General features: G+C 65.1%; 15 protein-coding genes and 1 pseudogene. 11 read left to right on the top strand and 5 right to left on the bottom strand.

Translation table 11 applies throughout. The features are described from left to right. Positions 1-2: 2 nt before the first annotated feature. The gene (locus AC1D1F_RS07960) at positions 3-272 is read right to left on the bottom strand and encodes a hypothetical protein (protein ID WP_477677360.1); all 270 of its coding nucleotides are present in this window, start codon (positions 270-272) and stop codon (positions 3-5) included. A gap of 59 nt (positions 273-331) precedes the next feature. After that, positions 332-712, bottom strand: coding sequence for a hypothetical protein (locus tag AC1D1F_RS07955; protein ID WP_477677361.1), 381 nt, complete (start codon positions 710-712; stop codon positions 332-334). A 162-nt stretch (positions 713-874) separates the two neighbouring features. Between AC1D1F_RS07955 and AC1D1F_RS07950 the strand changes: the two genes are divergently transcribed. The 3 genes from AC1D1F_RS07950 to AC1D1F_RS07940 all read left to right on the top strand — a co-directional run bounded on the left by AC1D1F_RS07950 (position 875) and on the right by AC1D1F_RS07940 (position 2,810). Beyond that, the gene (locus AC1D1F_RS07950) at positions 875-1,846 is read left to right on the top strand and encodes a M14 family metallopeptidase (protein WP_477696038.1); all 972 of its coding nucleotides are present in this window, start codon (positions 875-877) and stop codon (positions 1,844-1,846) included. A gap of 87 nt (positions 1,847-1,933) precedes the next feature. Beyond that, positions 1,934-2,305 carry an ArsR/SmtB family transcription factor gene (locus AC1D1F_RS07945; RefSeq protein ID WP_477677363.1) on the top strand — a complete coding sequence of 124 codons (372 nt, stop codon included), beginning with the start codon at positions 1,934-1,936 and terminating at the stop codon, positions 2,303-2,305. Further along, a complete protein-coding gene (locus AC1D1F_RS07940; RefSeq protein ID WP_477677364.1) occupies positions 2,292-2,810 on the top strand; it encodes an SRPBCC family protein in 519 nt (172 codons plus the stop codon). Before AC1D1F_RS07945 ends, AC1D1F_RS07940 begins: the two co-directional genes overlap by 14 nt. Positions 2,811-2,819: 9 nt before the next feature. Here AC1D1F_RS07940 and msrA read toward each other — a convergent pair whose 3' ends face one another. From msrA to AC1D1F_RS07925, 3 genes are all read right to left on the bottom strand, one after another. Further along, entirely contained in the window at positions 2,820-3,362 is a 543-nt protein-coding gene (gene msrA / locus AC1D1F_RS07935; protein WP_477677365.1) for a peptide-methionine (S)-S-oxide reductase MsrA, read from the bottom strand. A gap of 104 nt (positions 3,363-3,466) precedes the next feature. Continuing rightward, positions 3,467-3,745, bottom strand: coding sequence for a hypothetical protein (locus tag AC1D1F_RS07930; protein ID WP_477677366.1), 279 nt, complete (start codon positions 3,743-3,745; stop codon positions 3,467-3,469). A gap of 130 nt (positions 3,746-3,875) precedes the next feature. Beyond that, entirely contained in the window at positions 3,876-4,772 is an 897-nt protein-coding gene (locus tag AC1D1F_RS07925) for a LysR family transcriptional regulator (RefSeq protein ID WP_477696039.1), read from the bottom strand. A 147-nt stretch (positions 4,773-4,919) separates the two neighbouring features. Here AC1D1F_RS07925 and AC1D1F_RS07920 point away from each other — a divergent pair, with 147 nt between their 5' ends. The 8 genes and pseudogenes from AC1D1F_RS07920 (at position 4,920) to AC1D1F_RS07885 (ending at position 15,026) form a co-directional block, all read left to right on the top strand. Further along, on the top strand, positions 4,920-6,116 hold the full coding sequence (locus tag AC1D1F_RS07920) for an acyl-CoA dehydrogenase (protein WP_477677368.1): 1,197 nt from the start codon (positions 4,920-4,922) through the stop codon (positions 6,114-6,116). Between the two features lie 253 nt (positions 6,117-6,369). After that, on the top strand, positions 6,370-7,068 hold the full coding sequence (locus tag AC1D1F_RS07915; protein WP_477677369.1) for a TetR/AcrR family transcriptional regulator: 699 nt from the start codon (positions 6,370-6,372) through the stop codon (positions 7,066-7,068). Beyond that, entirely contained in the window at positions 7,065-8,267 is a 1,203-nt protein-coding gene (locus AC1D1F_RS07910) for an efflux RND transporter periplasmic adaptor subunit (RefSeq protein WP_477700693.1), read from the top strand. The genes AC1D1F_RS07915 and AC1D1F_RS07910 overlap by 4 nt, the downstream gene beginning before the upstream one ends. A gap of 12 nt (positions 8,268-8,279) precedes the next feature. Next, positions 8,280-11,395 (top strand): annotated as a pseudogene (locus tag AC1D1F_RS07905) (efflux RND transporter permease subunit). Positions 11,396-11,469: 74 nt separating this feature from the next. Further along, positions 11,470-12,159, top strand: a complete 690-nt coding sequence (locus tag AC1D1F_RS07900; protein ID WP_477653466.1) for a protein-L-isoaspartate O-methyltransferase family protein — start codon at positions 11,470-11,472, stop codon at positions 12,157-12,159. 23 nt (positions 12,160-12,182) lie between these two features. Beyond that, positions 12,183-12,539 carry a rhodanese-like domain-containing protein gene (locus tag AC1D1F_RS07895; RefSeq protein WP_477653465.1) on the top strand — a complete coding sequence of 119 codons (357 nt, stop codon included), beginning with the start codon at positions 12,183-12,185 and terminating at the stop codon, positions 12,537-12,539. Positions 12,540-12,589: 50 nt separating this feature from the next. After that, positions 12,590-13,948: a TolC family outer membrane protein gene (locus AC1D1F_RS07890; protein ID WP_477677371.1), complete on the top strand. Its 1,359-nt coding sequence runs from the start codon at positions 12,590-12,592 to the stop codon at positions 13,946-13,948. 61 nt (positions 13,949-14,009) lie between these two features. Then, entirely contained in the window at positions 14,010-15,026 is a 1,017-nt protein-coding gene (locus tag AC1D1F_RS07885) for a cupin-like domain-containing protein (protein ID WP_477677372.1), read from the top strand. Positions 15,027-15,067 lie beyond the last annotated feature (41 nt).

Here is a 15,067-nt window from a genome sequence, read left to right as displayed (position 1 = left end):
AGTCAGTCCCGGTAGGGCTTGTCGCTCCGGGGGGCCTGCGGCAATTGTTCGTCGAGCGACTGGCGGTAGCGCAGGCAGCCCTGCAAAAATTGCGGCCAGTCGGGCACCACCGGAAGCGGATCTGTCTTTTCCGGCAGCAGCGACCACAGCGCGGGATGGTGCCAGCACAGCTCGTGCCCGGTGCTGTCGCGGTGTTCGCGAATGCCCTGCCGCAATCTCTTCACTTCAGCGATGAGCTGTTCACGCGACAAGCTTTCAAGGTCAGCGTCCATGATGCCTCCGTCTTTGCAAGCGACGCATCCATCATAGGCAAAAAGGCCAAAATATGCGCTCAGGTTTCAGGGCGCGTGTCCGGCCATGCAGGCCGTTTCGGCGCAGGCTTGCTGTTGCCGCAGACGGTAGCCAGCCCGCCAAACAGCAGGATCAGCGCCAGCCAGGCCAGCATCACATCCCAGAAGTGCTTGACCAGGAAATAAGGCGCCAGCAAGGTGGTGAACCAGTAGCTCAGCGGACCAAAGCGCTCGCTGACCGCGCCGCCACCGCCGTAGCCGCAGCGTATGGCCGGTGTGTCAAAACCGGCCGATGCACAGCCCACCCATTCCAGGACCTTGGCCGAAGTGAACATGCTCAGCACAGGCGTGCCGAAGGCAATCGCAAAAAGCACCAGGCTGATGAGCAGCGCCAGGAAAAGGGTTTTGCAGGCAGCGTGCATACGGGATTTTTGTTGGCCGCGGGCTTGACCACGATTGGGGCTAATGTATACCGTGAATTTACGGCACCCACCCGGCCCTGCGCTATAACGTCACATGAACGCGGCATGGCCGGCATCGGGCCGGCCGCCCCGCCCTCCCCATTCATCCCACGGTAATACCCCATGCCCCCCAAACACCCCACCCACCTGCGCGCCCACACCTATCACGGCCTGGCCCCCGGCCCGCGCCTGCTGGTCACCGGCGCCGTGCACGGCAACGAGACCTGCGGCACGCGGGCCATCACGCAGTTGCTCGAAGAAGTCGACAGCGGCGCGCTGGCCATCGAACGCGGTACCGTGACCTTTGTGCCGGTGACCAATCCGCTGGCTTACAGCCTCAAGCAGCGCATGGGCGAACGCAACCTGAACCGCAATATGGCGCCCAGCGCGATCCCGCAGGATTTTGAAGACCGCATCGCCAACGTGCTGTGCCCGCTGCTGGATGCGCACGATGTGCTGCTGGATCTGCATTCCTTCCACACCGGCGGCGCGCCCTTCGTGATGATCGGCCCGCAGAACAACCAGGGCGCGCTGGAACCCTTCACCCATGCGCCCGAGGAAATGCAGCTGGCGCTGCACACCGGGCCGCACCGCATCGTCGAAGGCTGGCTGGAGACTTATGCGCGCGGCGTGAAGCGGCGCACGGCGGTGGCCGAAGCCAGCGGCGGCACGCGCGCGCAAAGCCTGGTGACGGACCCGAACTACGGTGTGGGCACGACGGAATACATGCGTTCGCGCGGCGGCTACGGCGTGACACTCGAATGCGGGCAGCATGAAGACCCGCAGGCGGTGCAGGTGGCGCGTTATGCGATTTTGCAGACGCTGGGTTTGCTGGGCCTGGTGGCGCAGCCTGCCGCGCCGGTCCCCATGGAGCGCAAAATCCTGCGCCTGGTCGACGTGATAGACCGCGAACATGTGGGCGACAGCTTCACCCGCGAATGGCGCAGCTTTGACGCGGTCAAGGCCGGCGAGGCCATAGGCACGCGGCACGGCGGCGAGGCCATCACCGCGCCGGCCGACGGCTTTGTGGTGTTTCCCAACCCGCGCGGCGAAGTCGGTCAGGAATGGTTTTACTTCGCGCAGCGGCGCGTGTAAACGCCGGACCGGCGCCCTGAGCGCCGGGTTGACAGCGCCACGCCACCGCCTTAATATATCCAAATAGCTATATAACCAAGCAGGAACATGACACCCTCCGCCGACACCCTGAACAAGGCCTTCGCCGCCCTCGCCGACCCGACCCGCCGCGCCATCGTCGCGCGGCTTGCCGCGGGCGAGGCCACGGTCAATGAGTTGGCCGCCCCCTTTGACATGAGCCAGCCTTCCATCTCCAAGCACCTGAAAGTGCTGGAACGCGCGGGCCTGATCTCACGCGGACGGGCGGCCCAGACCCGGCCCTGCCGCCTGGAAGCCGCGCCGCTGCAGGAAGTCGCGAGCTGGATGGCGCTGTACCGCCATGTCTGGGAAGACAGCTTCGAACGGCTGGACGCTTTTTTGCAATCGACAGCCCCCACACCATCCAATCCATCGAAAGGAAAGAAAAATGCCTCCAAATGACGACGCCAAGGCCGGCAGCCCGGCCTTCCTCTTCCTGATAGACCGTGTGTTCAAGGCGCCGCGCGAGCGCGTCTGGCAAGCCTGGAGCGAAGCCGCCCAACTCGGCCACTGGTGGGGCCCCAAGGGCTGCGCCATCGAGGTTTTTCGTTTTGAGTTCAGGCCGGGCGGCTTTTTCCACTACGCCATGAAGTTCCCGAATGCGCCCACGATGTGGGGGCGCTTCAACTACCGCGAGATCGTCCCGCAGGAACGCCTGGTCTGGCTCAACTCGTTCTCGAATGAAAACTGCGGCATGGCACGCGCGCCCTTCAGCGAGGACTGCCCGCTTGAAATCAAAAACTCGGTGAGCTTCACGGAGCGCGATGGAAACACCATCGTGTCATTGCGCGCCCGGCCTTTCGGCGAGAGCGCGGCCGAACGCCGGTATTTCGAGGACCTGCAGCCGTCCATGGCCCAGGGTTATGGCGGCACCTTTGACCAGCTGGCTACACACCTGGGCGCCTGAGGGCCAGGCTCAGTCCTTCACGCGCGAGGCAAAAGTCTTTCGGAATTTCTCGACCTTGGGGCCGACCACAAAGGCGCAATAACCCTGGTTGGGGTTGTTCTCGAAGTAGTCCTGGTGATAAGCCTCGGCCGGCCAGTAATTTTCAAGCGGCAGCACTTCGGTGACGATGGGCTTGCCGAAGGTTTTGTCCTGGCTGACTTCGCGGATGAAATCATCAATCACCGCTTTTTGCTCAGGCGTCGAGTAATAGATTCCGCTGCGGTACTGCGTGCCGGCGTCATTGCCCTGGCGGTTCAGGCTGGTCGGGTCGTGGATCACGAAAAAGATCTCGAGGATTTCCTTGAGTGAGATTTCTGCCGGGTCGTAAGTCAGCTTGACCACTTCGTTGCTGCCGGTGCGGCCGGTACAGACTTCTTCATAGCTGGGCCGCGCGGCCTGGCCGTTGCTGTAGCCGGACTCAACGTCGGTCACGCCGCGCACCTTGACGTACACCGCCTCGGTGCACCAGAAGCAGCCGCCGCCCAGGGTGATGGTTTGAAGGGATGAGGACATGGCAATCTCCGCTGAAAACCGTTGGTCGTGAAATGAGCGGAAATCTTACGCCGGGGGCCACGCATCTGCCCTGGCCGCCCCGCTTGCCCTTGCCGGGCAGGGGCTCAATCGCGGCGGCGCGTGGCCTTGCTGCGCTGCATGGGGCCGACGGCGCGTTGCATCAGCCGCAGCAGGGCCAGCGCGGCAATGGCCCCGCCCACGGCCAGGCCGAGCGAACCCATGCTGAACACCGTGTCGTTGGTCTTGCCATGGCTGAGGATGGCGGCCACAAAGTCGCCGCCTATGTAGGCGCCAAACACGCCGACACCGAGGTTTTCGAGAACGAGGATTTTTTCGCGGGTGCCTGCGAACAGGCAGGCGGCGCCGCCGAGGAGAGCACCCACCACACACCAGATATACGGGTTGATGCCGTTCTCCTGAAGACTATGAACCGCCCGATGGTGGCAGCTTTAGGTCCCCGGCGGTGGACATACTTTCCCCAAGGTCTTTCGCCGGACGCCGGATGCGGGGTGTTCAGTCCTTTGCCGCCGGCGCCATCGCCCGCACTGCCTGTACAAACGCCGACAGCGCCGCATGGTCGCCACGCGCTGTCTTCCACAGGCAATGCGTGTCGTAAGGCGTGGTGGCCGCGTCCAGCGGCACAAAGGCTGCGCCGGCCATGGCCGATTGCCGCAGCGCGGCCGGCACCAACGCCACGCCCATGCCTTGGGACACCAGCGAGACCACGCTGAGCCAATGCCGCAGTTCATAACGCATCTCGGGGTAAAAGCCGGCTTCGGTGCAGATCGCCAGGATGCGCTCGTGGTAGTCGGGTGAGACCGCGCGCGACACCACGGCAAAGGGCTCACCCTGCAAAGCCGAAAGCGACAGCGAGCGCTTGCGGGCCAGCGCATGGCCGGCCGGCAGGCAGCAGATGAAGGCCTGGCTGGACACCAGGATTTGCGACAGCTCGGGTGGCACGCGCGTGGTGTGCACAAAACCCAGGTCCAGCCTGTCGTGTGCCAGTTCTATGAGTTGTTCGCTGGAGCTGAGCTCCTTCAGCGTCAGCCGCAGCAGCGGGTGTTCAGCCTGGAAACGCTCCAGGATGCGGGGCAGTCCGCTGTACAGCATGGTGCCCGAGAAACCGATGGCCAGGCTGCCGGCCATACCCTGGCCCACGTCACGCGCATGGCCGGCCGCCTGCGCGGCCTGGTCCAGCAGGGCGCGCGCCGCCGGCACAAAGGCCTGGCCCGCGGCCGTCAGCTGCACGGACTTGCTGCTGCGCGTGAACAGTTTCGCGCCTATGGAGGCCTCCAGTTGCTGGATGTTCAGCGACAGCGGCGGCTGCGAGATCGACAGGCGCCGGGCCGCGCGGCCGAAGTGCAGCTCTTCAGCCAGGACCAGGAAATAGCGGAGGTGGCGGAATTCCATGAATATGTTTTTTATATCGTTGCATCGATATTTGATATTAGACAACTATTCATGCTTGTCAAACAATCAGCCATGGCCGCCGGCGCCTCAGGCCGCGCGCCTACACTGCAAACCAAGCCCCTTCCCCTTCTTCCGGAGACACAGACCATGAAAACCACCTTCAACTGGCAGGACCCGTTTTTCTTCATGGAGCAACTGAGCGACGACGAGCGCGCCATCGCCGACGCGGCCCACGCCTTTTGCCAGGAGAAGCTGCAGCCGCGCGTGCTGATGGCAGCGCGCCATGAGAAGTTCGACCGCGAGATCATGAATGAGGCGGGCGCCATGGGCTTCCTGGGCTCCACGATTGAAGGCTACGGCTGTGCCGGTCTCAACTACGTGAGCTACGGCCTGGTGGCGCGCGAAGTCGAGCGCGTGGACAGCGGCTACCGCAGCGCCATCAGCGTGCAGAGCTCGCTGGTCATGCACCCCATCAACGCCTACGGCAGCGAAGCGCAAAAGCAGAAATACCTGCCCAAGCTGGCCACCGGCGAATGGGTGGGCTGCTTCGGCCTGACCGAACCCAACCACGGCTCCGACCCGGCCAGCATGCTGACGCGCGCCAAGCCCGTGGACGGCGGTTTCATCCTCAAGGGCGCCAAGATGTGGATCACCAACAGCCCCATCGCCGACGTCTTCGTCGTCTGGGCCAAGCTGGAAGATCCCGACGGAAAAGTCGGCGGCCAGGAAAGCATTCGCGGCTTTGTGCTCGAAAAAGGCATGAAGGGCCTCACCGCCCCCAAGATCGAAGGCAAGATGAGCTTGCGCGCCTCCATCACCGGCGAGATCGTGATGGACGACGTGTTTGTTCCCGAGGCCAACCTGCTGCCCAACGTGAGCGGCCTCAAGGGCCCTTTCGGCTGCCTCAACAAGGCGCGCTACGGCATTGCCTGGGGCGCTTTGGGCGCGGCCGAAGACTGCTGGTTCCGCGCCCGCCAGTACACCCTGGACCGCCAGCAGTTCGGCCGCCCGCTGGCGCAGAACCAGTTGATCCAGAAAAAACTCGCCGACATGCAGACTGAAATCACGCTGGGCCTGCAAGCCTGCCTGCGCGTGGGCCGGCTGATGGACGAGGACAAGGCCGTGCCGGAAATGATTTCGCTGATCAAGCGCAACAGCTGCGGCAAGTCGCTGGACATCGCCCGCATGGCGCGCGACATGCACGGCGGCAACGGCATCCATGACGAATACCACGTGATCCGCCACATGATCAACCTGGAAACCGTCAACACCTATGAAGGCACCCACGACGTGCATGCCCTGATCCTGGGCCGCGCGCAGACCGGCCTGCAGGCCTTCTATTAAGAAGCGCTTTTTCTTCTTGTAGCCAGGCCGGCACCGCCGTCGGCCGCCCTGTCACCGGCGTCCCGGGACGGCGCTTCCTTGCGTGGAATATGCACCCGCGCCTCTGTTGTGGCGCCAAAGTCGCACCCGCGGGCGCTTTACCGTGGGTTTACCAGATGAGTCCAGCCGTCCCGGCTAGCCGGTGTAGCCTACGGGGTTTGGGTTGACGGTCGGAAAGTAAGCAGATATATTACTAACCAGTCAGTCAGTAACTATGTCACTTACCAAACTCTTCAGCGACACCACGGCCGTCGCCGCCAAACGCGAGCGCCGCAAGGAAGCACGCCCGGGCGAGCTGCTGGAGGCCGCGCTGGACCTTTTTGTCGAAAAAGGCTTTGCCGCGACCCGCGCCGAGGAAGTCGCCGCCCGCGCCGGCGTCTCCAAGGGCACGCTGTTCCTCTACTTCCAGAGCAAGGAAGAACTGTTCAAGGCCGTGGTGCGCGAAAACATCTCGGGCCGCTTCACCGAATGGCGCGCCGAGCTGGACGCCTTTGAAGGCACCACCCCCGAATTGCTGGCCTACTGCATGAACAGCTGGTGGGAGCGCGTGGGCCTGACACGCGCCTCGGGCCTGACCAAGCTGATGATGAGCGAGGCCAAGAACTTCCCCGACATCGCGGCCTTCTACCAGCAGGAAGTCATCATGCCTGGCCAGGCCTTGATTCGCGCCGTCCTGCAGCGCGGCATGGACCGCGGCGAGTTCCGTCCCATGGACCTGGACTATGCCGTCTACCTGGTGATCGCGCCCATGATCTTCCTGATCCTGTCCAGGCACTCCGCCGGCGTGTGTTTGAGCAGCGACACGGAGCTGGACCCCCAAAAATACATCGCCTTCCAGGTGGAAACCATCCTGAACGGCATCTCCGCACCGGCCGGCATCGCCGTCCGGGCCCACAGGAAAGCCGCGGCATGAAGCGCTGGGTCAAGTGGGCGATCGCCGGGCTCATCGTGCTGCTCATCGCGGGTGGGGTGCTGCGCGCGCKGGCCGCGCGCAAGGCCCAGCAGCAGGCGCTGGCCGCCGGCAGCGCGGCCAGGGACATGGGCCTGGTGGAACTGGCCGGCACCGATGTGATCAAGGTCCAGGTGCGCGAAGTCGTGCAGGGCCTGCCCGTCTCGGGCTCGCTCAAGGCCGTCAACTCCGCCGTCATCAAGGCCAGGGTTGCCGGCGAGCTGCAGGGGCTGGCCGTGCGCGAGGGCGACGTGGTCAAGGCCGGCCAGGTGATCGCGCGCATCGACGCCGCCGAATACCAGTCACGCGTGCGCCAGGCCCGCGAACAGGCCGAGTCCGCCAAGGCCCAGGTCGAGGTGGTGCAGCGCCAGTACGACAACAACAAGGCCCTGGTCGACCAGGGTTTCATTTCCAAGACCGCCCTGGACACCTCGCTGGCCAACCTCAACGCCGCGCAATCCACCTACAAGGCCGCGCTGGCCGCCACCGAAGTCGCCGCCAAATCGCTGGACGACACGGTGCTGAAGGCGCCGATCGCCGGCCAGGTCTCGCAGCGCCTGGCGCAGCCCGGCGAGCGCGTGGGCATTGACACCAAAATCGTGGAGATCGTGGACCTGAGCCGGCTCGAACTCGAGGCCACGCTCAGCGCGAGCGATTCCATGGACGTGCGCGTGGGCCAGAGCGCCCAGTTGCAGGTGGAAGGCAGCCGCCAGCCGGTGACGGCCGTGGTCGCGCGCATCAACCCCAGCGCGCAGGCCGGCAGCCGCAGCGTGCTGGCCTACCTGACCATAGACAATCCCGGCGCGTCCGGCGAGGGCAGCGCCCCGCCGCTGCGCCAGGGCCTGTTCGCCCAGGGCACGCTGGGCACGGCGCGCGCCTCGCTGCTGTCGCTGCCCGTCAGCGCGGTGCGCACCGACAAGCCCGCGCCCTATGCGCAGGTCGTTGAAAACGGCGTGGTGGTGCACAAGACCGTCGAACTGGGCACACGCGGCGCCGCCGGTGGCGATGCCGTGGTGGCGGTGAAGGGCCTGGAGGACGGCGCGCTCGTCGTTCGCGGCGAGATAGGCGCACTGCGCGAAGGCACCAAAGTGCGCTTCACGCAGCTGTCCGCGGCCGGTTCCGCGCAGCCTCCCGCCAGCACGCCCACCAAGCCGGCGCCCTGAGGCTTCACGCGCATGTGGTTCACGCAGGTCAGCCTCAAGAATCCCGTGTTCGCCACCATGGTCATGCTGGCCATCGTGGTGCTGGGCCTGTTCTCCTACCAGCGCATGCAGGTCGACCAGTTCCCCAACATCGACTTCCCGGTGGTCGTGATCACCGCCGAATACCCCGGCGCCTCGCCCGAAATCGTCGAGAGCGAAGTCACCAAAAAGATCGAGGAAGGCGTCAACTCGATCGCCGGCATCAATGCGCTGACCTCGCGCAGCTATGAAGGCCAGTCCGTCGTCATCATGGAGTTCCAGCTCTATATCGACGGACGCCGCGCGGCCGAGGACGTGCGCGAAAAAATCGCGGCCATCAGGCCCAACTTCCGCGACGAGGTCAAGGAGCCGCGCGTGCTGCGCTTCGACCCGGCCAGCCGCGCCATCTGGTCTGTGGCAGTCCTGCCCCAGACCCAGGCAGGCAGCGGCAAGGCCATGGATGCGGTAGAGCTGACCAACTGGGCCGACCAGGTTCTCAAAAAGCGCCTGGAAAACGTGCGCGGCGCCGGCTCCGTCACGCTGGTGGGCGGCACCAAACGTGAAATCAACGTCTACCTGAATCCGCAGGCCATGGAGTCGCTGGGCATCAGCGCCGACCAGGTCGTCAACGCCGTTCGCAACGAAAACCAGGACCTGCCGGTGGGCGCCATCCGTTCGCTGCAGCAGGAGCGCGTCGTCAAGATCGACGCGCGCATGAAGCGGCCCGAAGACTTCGGCAAGATCATCGTGGCGCGCAAGGGCGCGGCCGGCGGCACGGCCGCGGCGGTCACCGTCGACCAGGTGGCACGCATCGCCGACGGCGCGCAGGAACTCGACAGCATGGCGCTCTACAACGGCCAGCGCACCCTGTTGCTCACGGTGCAAAAAGCCCAGGACGAAAACACCATTGCCGTGGTCGACGGCCTGAACAAGGCCGTGGCCGAGCTGCAACCGCTGCTGCCGCCCGGCGCGCGGCTGGAACTCATCGGCGACGGCTCGCGCCCGATACGCGTGGCGGTCGAGAACGTGCGCCGCACGCTGATCGAAGGCGCGCTGCTGACGGTTCTCATCGTCTTCCTGTTCCTGAACTCCTGGCGCTCCACCGTGATCACCGGGCTGACGCTGCCGATCTCCATCATCGGCACCTTTTTGTTCATGAACCTGTTCGGCTTCACCATCAACATGATCACGCTGATGGCGCTGTCGCTGTGCGTGGGCCTGCTGATCGACGACGCCATCGTGGTGCGCGAGAACATCGTGCGCCACGTGCAGATGGGCAAAGACCCCTACCGCGCCTCGATGGACGGAACCCAGGAAATCGGCCTGGCCGTGCTGGCCACCACCTTCTCCATCGTGGCCGTGTTCCTGCCCATAGGCTTCATGGGCGGCATCATCGGCAAGTTCTTCCACGAGTTCGGCGTGACCATCGTGGCGGCGGTGCTGATCTCGATGTTCGTGAGCTTCACGCTGGACCCCATGCTCTCCAGCATCTGGCACGACCCGGCCATCGCGTCACACGGCCGGCGCGGCGCGCCCGTCACCTTCTACGACAAGACCATAGGCCGCGTCACCGGCTGGTTCGACCGCGCCACCGAATCCCTGAGCGGCAGCTACCAGGGCATCCTGCGCTGGTCGCTGGGCCACAAGCTGGCGACGCTGGTGATGGCCGTGGTGATTTTTGTCACCAGCATCTTCATGGTGCCGCTGCTGGGCACCGAGTTCGTGCCCAAGGCCGACTTCTCGGAAACCACCCTGAACTTCTACACGCCGGTCGGCTCATCGCTGGAAAACACCGAGGCCAAGGCGCGCCAGGTCGAGGCCATCGTGCGCGAATTTCCGGAGGTAAGGTTCACGCTGGCCACCCTCAACACCGGCAATGCCCAGGGCAAGATGTACGCCAGCCTCTATGTGCGCCTGGTGGACCGCAAGGCGCGCACGCGCAGCGTCGACGAGATGTCGGGCGCGCTGCGCGAGCGGCTCAAGCAGGTGCCCGGCATCACGGTGACGCACGTCGGCCTGCTCGACTCGGTGGGCGGCGCCAAGCAGGTGGAGTTTTCCCTGCAGGGCACCGACCTCAAGGAACTCGAACGGCTCACCCGCGCGGTCAGCGACAAAATCAGGGGCATCCCCGGCCTGGTCGACCTGGACTCCAGCGTCAAGGCCGACAAGCCGGTGATCGAGGTCGGGCGCCCGGCCCCCGCACCGCCCCGCAAGACCTGGAGCGCCTGCCCTTCATGAGCAGCGCCATGGGCAGCAATGCCGACGGCTCCTCCCGCGTCATACGGCTCAACCAGGTGGCGACCGTAAAGGAATCCACCGGGCCCAACCAGATCAACCGGCGCGACATGGCGCGCGAGGTCTCCATCAACGCCAATGTCTACAACCGCTCGGCCGGCGAGGTTTCCAGCGACATCAAGGCCGTGCTCGACAACTTCAGCTTCCCGCCGGGCTACCGCTACCAGTTCAGCGGTTCCACCAAAAACATGGCCGAGTCCTTCGGCTACGCGGTGTCGGCGCTGGTGATGGCCATCCTGTTCATCTACATGATCCTGGCCAGCCAGTTCAAGAGCTTTCTGCAGCCCATGGCGCTGATGACCTCGCTGCCGCTGACCCTGATCGGCGTAGTGCTGGCGCTGCTGCTGTTCCGCTCCACGCTGTCGATGTTCTCCATCATCGGCGTGGTGATGCTGATGGGCCTGGTCACCAAGAACGCCATCCTGCTGGTCGATTTCGCCATCCGCATGCGCGCCGACCGGCTCGACGTTGACGGCCACCGCGTGCCCGGCATGGAGCGCGGCGAAGCCCTGCTGCATGCCGCAAAAGTGCGGCTGCGGCCCATCCTGATGACCACGCTGGCCATGATCTTCGGCATGGTGCCGCTGGCTTTCGCCCTGACCGAGGGTTCGGAGCAGCGCGCCCCCATGGGCCAGGCCGTCATAGGCGGCGTGATCACCTCCTCGCTGCTGACGCTGGTGGTGGTGCCCGTGACCTACTGCTACCTGGACGACCTGGGCCAATGGTTCAAGCGCAAGTTCGGCCGCAAAACCCGTGTCGCTGATCCCTCTGAAACACCGCCGGCCCCTCCCGTGCCTGTCATGGCCGGCCGCTAAAATCAAAGGTTTATCTCGTGAACACCCGTTCTTCCCCTCTTTCCCCCCAAAATTCGCCAAACCACAGGCCCGCCATGAACTACGAACAAGCCCGATTCAACATGATTGAACAGCAGATCCGCCCCTGGGAAGTGCTGGACAACCAGATCCTCTCCCTGCTCGCCGTGGTCAAGCGCGAAGACTTCGTGCCGGCGGCCCACAAGGCGCTGGCCTTTGTCGACATGGAAATCCCGCTGCCGCCCCAGGCCAATCCCAGCCAGTGCATGCTGGCCCCCAAGGTCGAGGCCCGCATCCTGCAGGAACTGGCCGTGCAGAAGCACGAAAAAGTGCTCGAGATCGGCGCCGGCTCAGGCTATATGGCCGCCCTGCTGGCGCACCGCGCGCAGCAGGTGATCACGCTTGAAATCGACCCCGTGCTGGCGCAAACCGCGCGCGACAACCTGCAGCGCGCCGGCCTCTACAACGCCGAAGTGCGCACCGGCGACGGCGCCGCCAAGCTGGCGCAAGCCGTTGCCGGCAACGACCCGCTGCGCGGCCCCTTCGACGTGATCGTGCTGAGCGGCTCCGTCGCCGAGGTGCCGGCCTCGCTGCTGTCCCTGCTCAAGGTCGGCGGCCGCCTGAGCGCCATCGTCGGTTTCGAGCCCATGATGCGCGCCACCCTGGTCACGCGCGTGGCCGAAGACGCCTGGCGCACCACCCAGGCCTGGGACACCGTCGCGCCGCGCCTGCTGAACTTCCCCGAGCCCTCGGTCTTCAGCTTCTGAAACAACGCCCGAAAGCACCGTCCATGATTCCCCAGCTCAACCCCGCCGATTTCAGTGCCTGGCGCGACAACGCCGGCGCCGGCGCGCCTGCCCTGCCCGTGGTGCTCGACGTGCGCGAGCCCTGGGAGCTGCAGACGGCCTCGGTCAAGGAAGACGGCTTCAGGCTGGTCCACATTCCGATGCGCGAGATACCGCAGCGCCTGGCCGAGCTGCAGGAAGCCGGCGCCGGCCAGCCGATTGCCTGCCTGTGCCACCACGGCATGCGCAGCCTGCAGGTGGCCAACTATCTGATGCAAAGCGGCTTCACCGAAGTCGTCAACCTGCAGGGCGGCATCAACGCCTGGTCGCAGCAGGTGGACCGCTCCGTGCCGCTTTACTGAGCCCCGCCGTTTTTTTCATCCGCCGATTCATCCATTTCTTCAGGACCCTTATGACCACGCCCAAGAAACCGCCGGCCCGCCCGGCGATGTTGCCCTTGTCGATTGCGGCCGCCGTGGCACTGCTGGCCATGGCGCCCCTGGCGCATGCCCAGAGTCTCGTCGAGCTGTATGAGTCGGCCCGCGCCTTCGACGCCTCCTACCAGTCGGCCAAGCTGCAATACGACGCCAACCTCGCCAGGGCCGACCAGGCCAAGGCCGGCATCCTGCCGACGGCGGGCATTTCGGCCGGCGCGTCGCGCACCTCGTTTGAAAACACCGCCCCGGTGATAGACCGCAGCTTCAACACGCAAAACGCCGCGCTCAACCTGTCGCAGCCGCTGTACCGCCCGGCCAACTGGGCCACCTACCAGCAGGCCTCCCGGCAGGTGGAACTGGCCCAGGCCCAGCTGCAGGGCGCCGACCAGGACCTGATCGTGCGCACCAGCCAGGCCTACTTCGACGTGCTGGCCGCGCAGGACACCCTGACCTTTGTGCGCGCCCAGAAAGCCGCGGTGGCCGAACAGCTGGCGTCGGCCAAGCGCAACTTCGAGGTCGGCACCTCCACCATCACCGACACGCGTGAAGCGCAGGCCCGCTACGACCTGGTGATCGCCCAGGAGCTCGCCGCCGAAAACGACCTGCGCGTCAAAAAAATCGCGCTGGACACCCTGGTCGGCAAGACCGAAACCCAGCCCAAGCCCCTGGCCACCCCCGTCGGCCTGCCGGTCGTGACGCCCGCCGACGTCAATACCTGGGTCGAGCAATCCGAGCTGGTGCACCCCAGCATCCGCCAGGCGCAAAGCAATGTCGAGATCGCCGAGCTGGAAGTGAACAAGGCCGAGGCCGGCCACAAGCCCACGCTGGACGCACAGGCCAGCTACAACGTCACGCGCAACCCCTCGGGCACGGCGACCACCATCCCGCCGTTTGCCTTCCGCACCAACACCACCACCGTCGGCGTGGTGCTCAACGTGCCGCTGTTCGCCGGCTTCGCCACGCAAAACCGCGTGCGCGAAACCCTGTCGCTGCGCGACAAGGCCAAAAGCGACCTCGAAGGCGCGCGGCGCACCGTGGCCCAGGCCACGCGCACCGCCTACTTCGGCGTGCAGTCGGGCCAGGGCCAGGTCAAGGCGCTGGAAGCGGCCGAGCTGTCCAGCCAGAGCGCTCTGGACGCCAACCGGCTGGGCTACCAGGTCGGCGTGCGCATCAACATCGACGTGCTCAATTCGCAAAGCCAGCTGTTCCAGACCAAACGCGATCTGGCCAAGGCGCGCTACGACGTGCTGCTCGGCGACCTGAAACTGCGCCAGGCCAACGGCACACTGACACCCGAAGACCTGCTCAAGATCAACGCGCTGCTGGCCCCCTGATCCCTAGTCGCTGCCCGCTTCACAACACTCCAACAAAGGCCGGCCTCCGGCCAGAATTTCCATGTTGATGCCCGCACACAATCCCCTGCCCCTGCCGATTGAGGCCGAACGCGTGACCGATGCGCCGCTACACGTTCCCAAAGGCCCCAGCTTCGAGCGGATCGAGGAAACCACCTGGGAAGAACTCAAGCGCGCGGGCCGCACGCAGCCGTTCGACAAACCCGTGCTGGTCAAGGGCGGCATCCACCACTGGCCGGCCTGGAAAAAATGGTCGTTTGAATTCCTCGCCGACGTCTGCGCCGGCAAGGGCGCCGAGGTGCCGGTCAAGTTCACCGACGGCCTGGTCGAACAAGGCGTGACCAAGGGCCGCCCCTTTCTTCCGGTCGCACCCTACCTGCGGGAACTCGGCAAGGCGGCGCAGCGCGCGCCGGATCCCATGGCCGGCCTGCTGCCCAAGCCGGTGCGGGACGGCTACAAACCCGGCGAGCGCTTTCACCTGAACTGGGCCCACATGCAGTCGTTCAAGCCGACGACCTTGTACCTGGCGCAATGGGACATCCTCGAGAAATACCCCGAGTTGCGCGAAGACCTGCTCATCAAGAGCCTGTGGCCCGGCCGCATGACCTGGGAATACGTATTCATGGGCCCGGCCAATACCGTGACCGGCCTGCACAACGATTTCCCGCACAACTGGTTTGTGCAGCTCCAGGGCGTCAAGGAGTTCATCCTTTTTTCACCCGACCAGAGCCAGCACCTTTGCCCGGCCGCCAAGTACGACTGGGGCGCCACGCTCAGCGACATCAACGTCTCGCGCCTGCCCGAGCAAGTCCGCGAACTCGCGTCCTTCGAAAAAGCCCACGGCTACCATGCCCGCGTGGAAGCCGGCGATGCCCTGTTCATCCCCAAACGGACCTGGCATTCAGTGGTCTCTGTGGAGCCCTCCATCAGCCTGGGTATGTTCGGCCTCACACCTTACGAAGTCGCCACCGGCGGCGCCTGGGCCACGCTGCGCGACTGGGCGCATCACCTTCGTATGTACGCGTGGGGTAACTGCACCTGCCACCAAGTGAGACGTTAGCCCCCACGCTTTTCACTTCGAGTAATACGCTGCCCCCCGAG

This window comes from Polaromonas sp. P1_H6, from assembly GCF_056405195.1.
The sequence above is the reverse complement of the archived record's forward strand: the minus strand, read 5'-3'. Positions and strand labels throughout refer to the sequence as shown.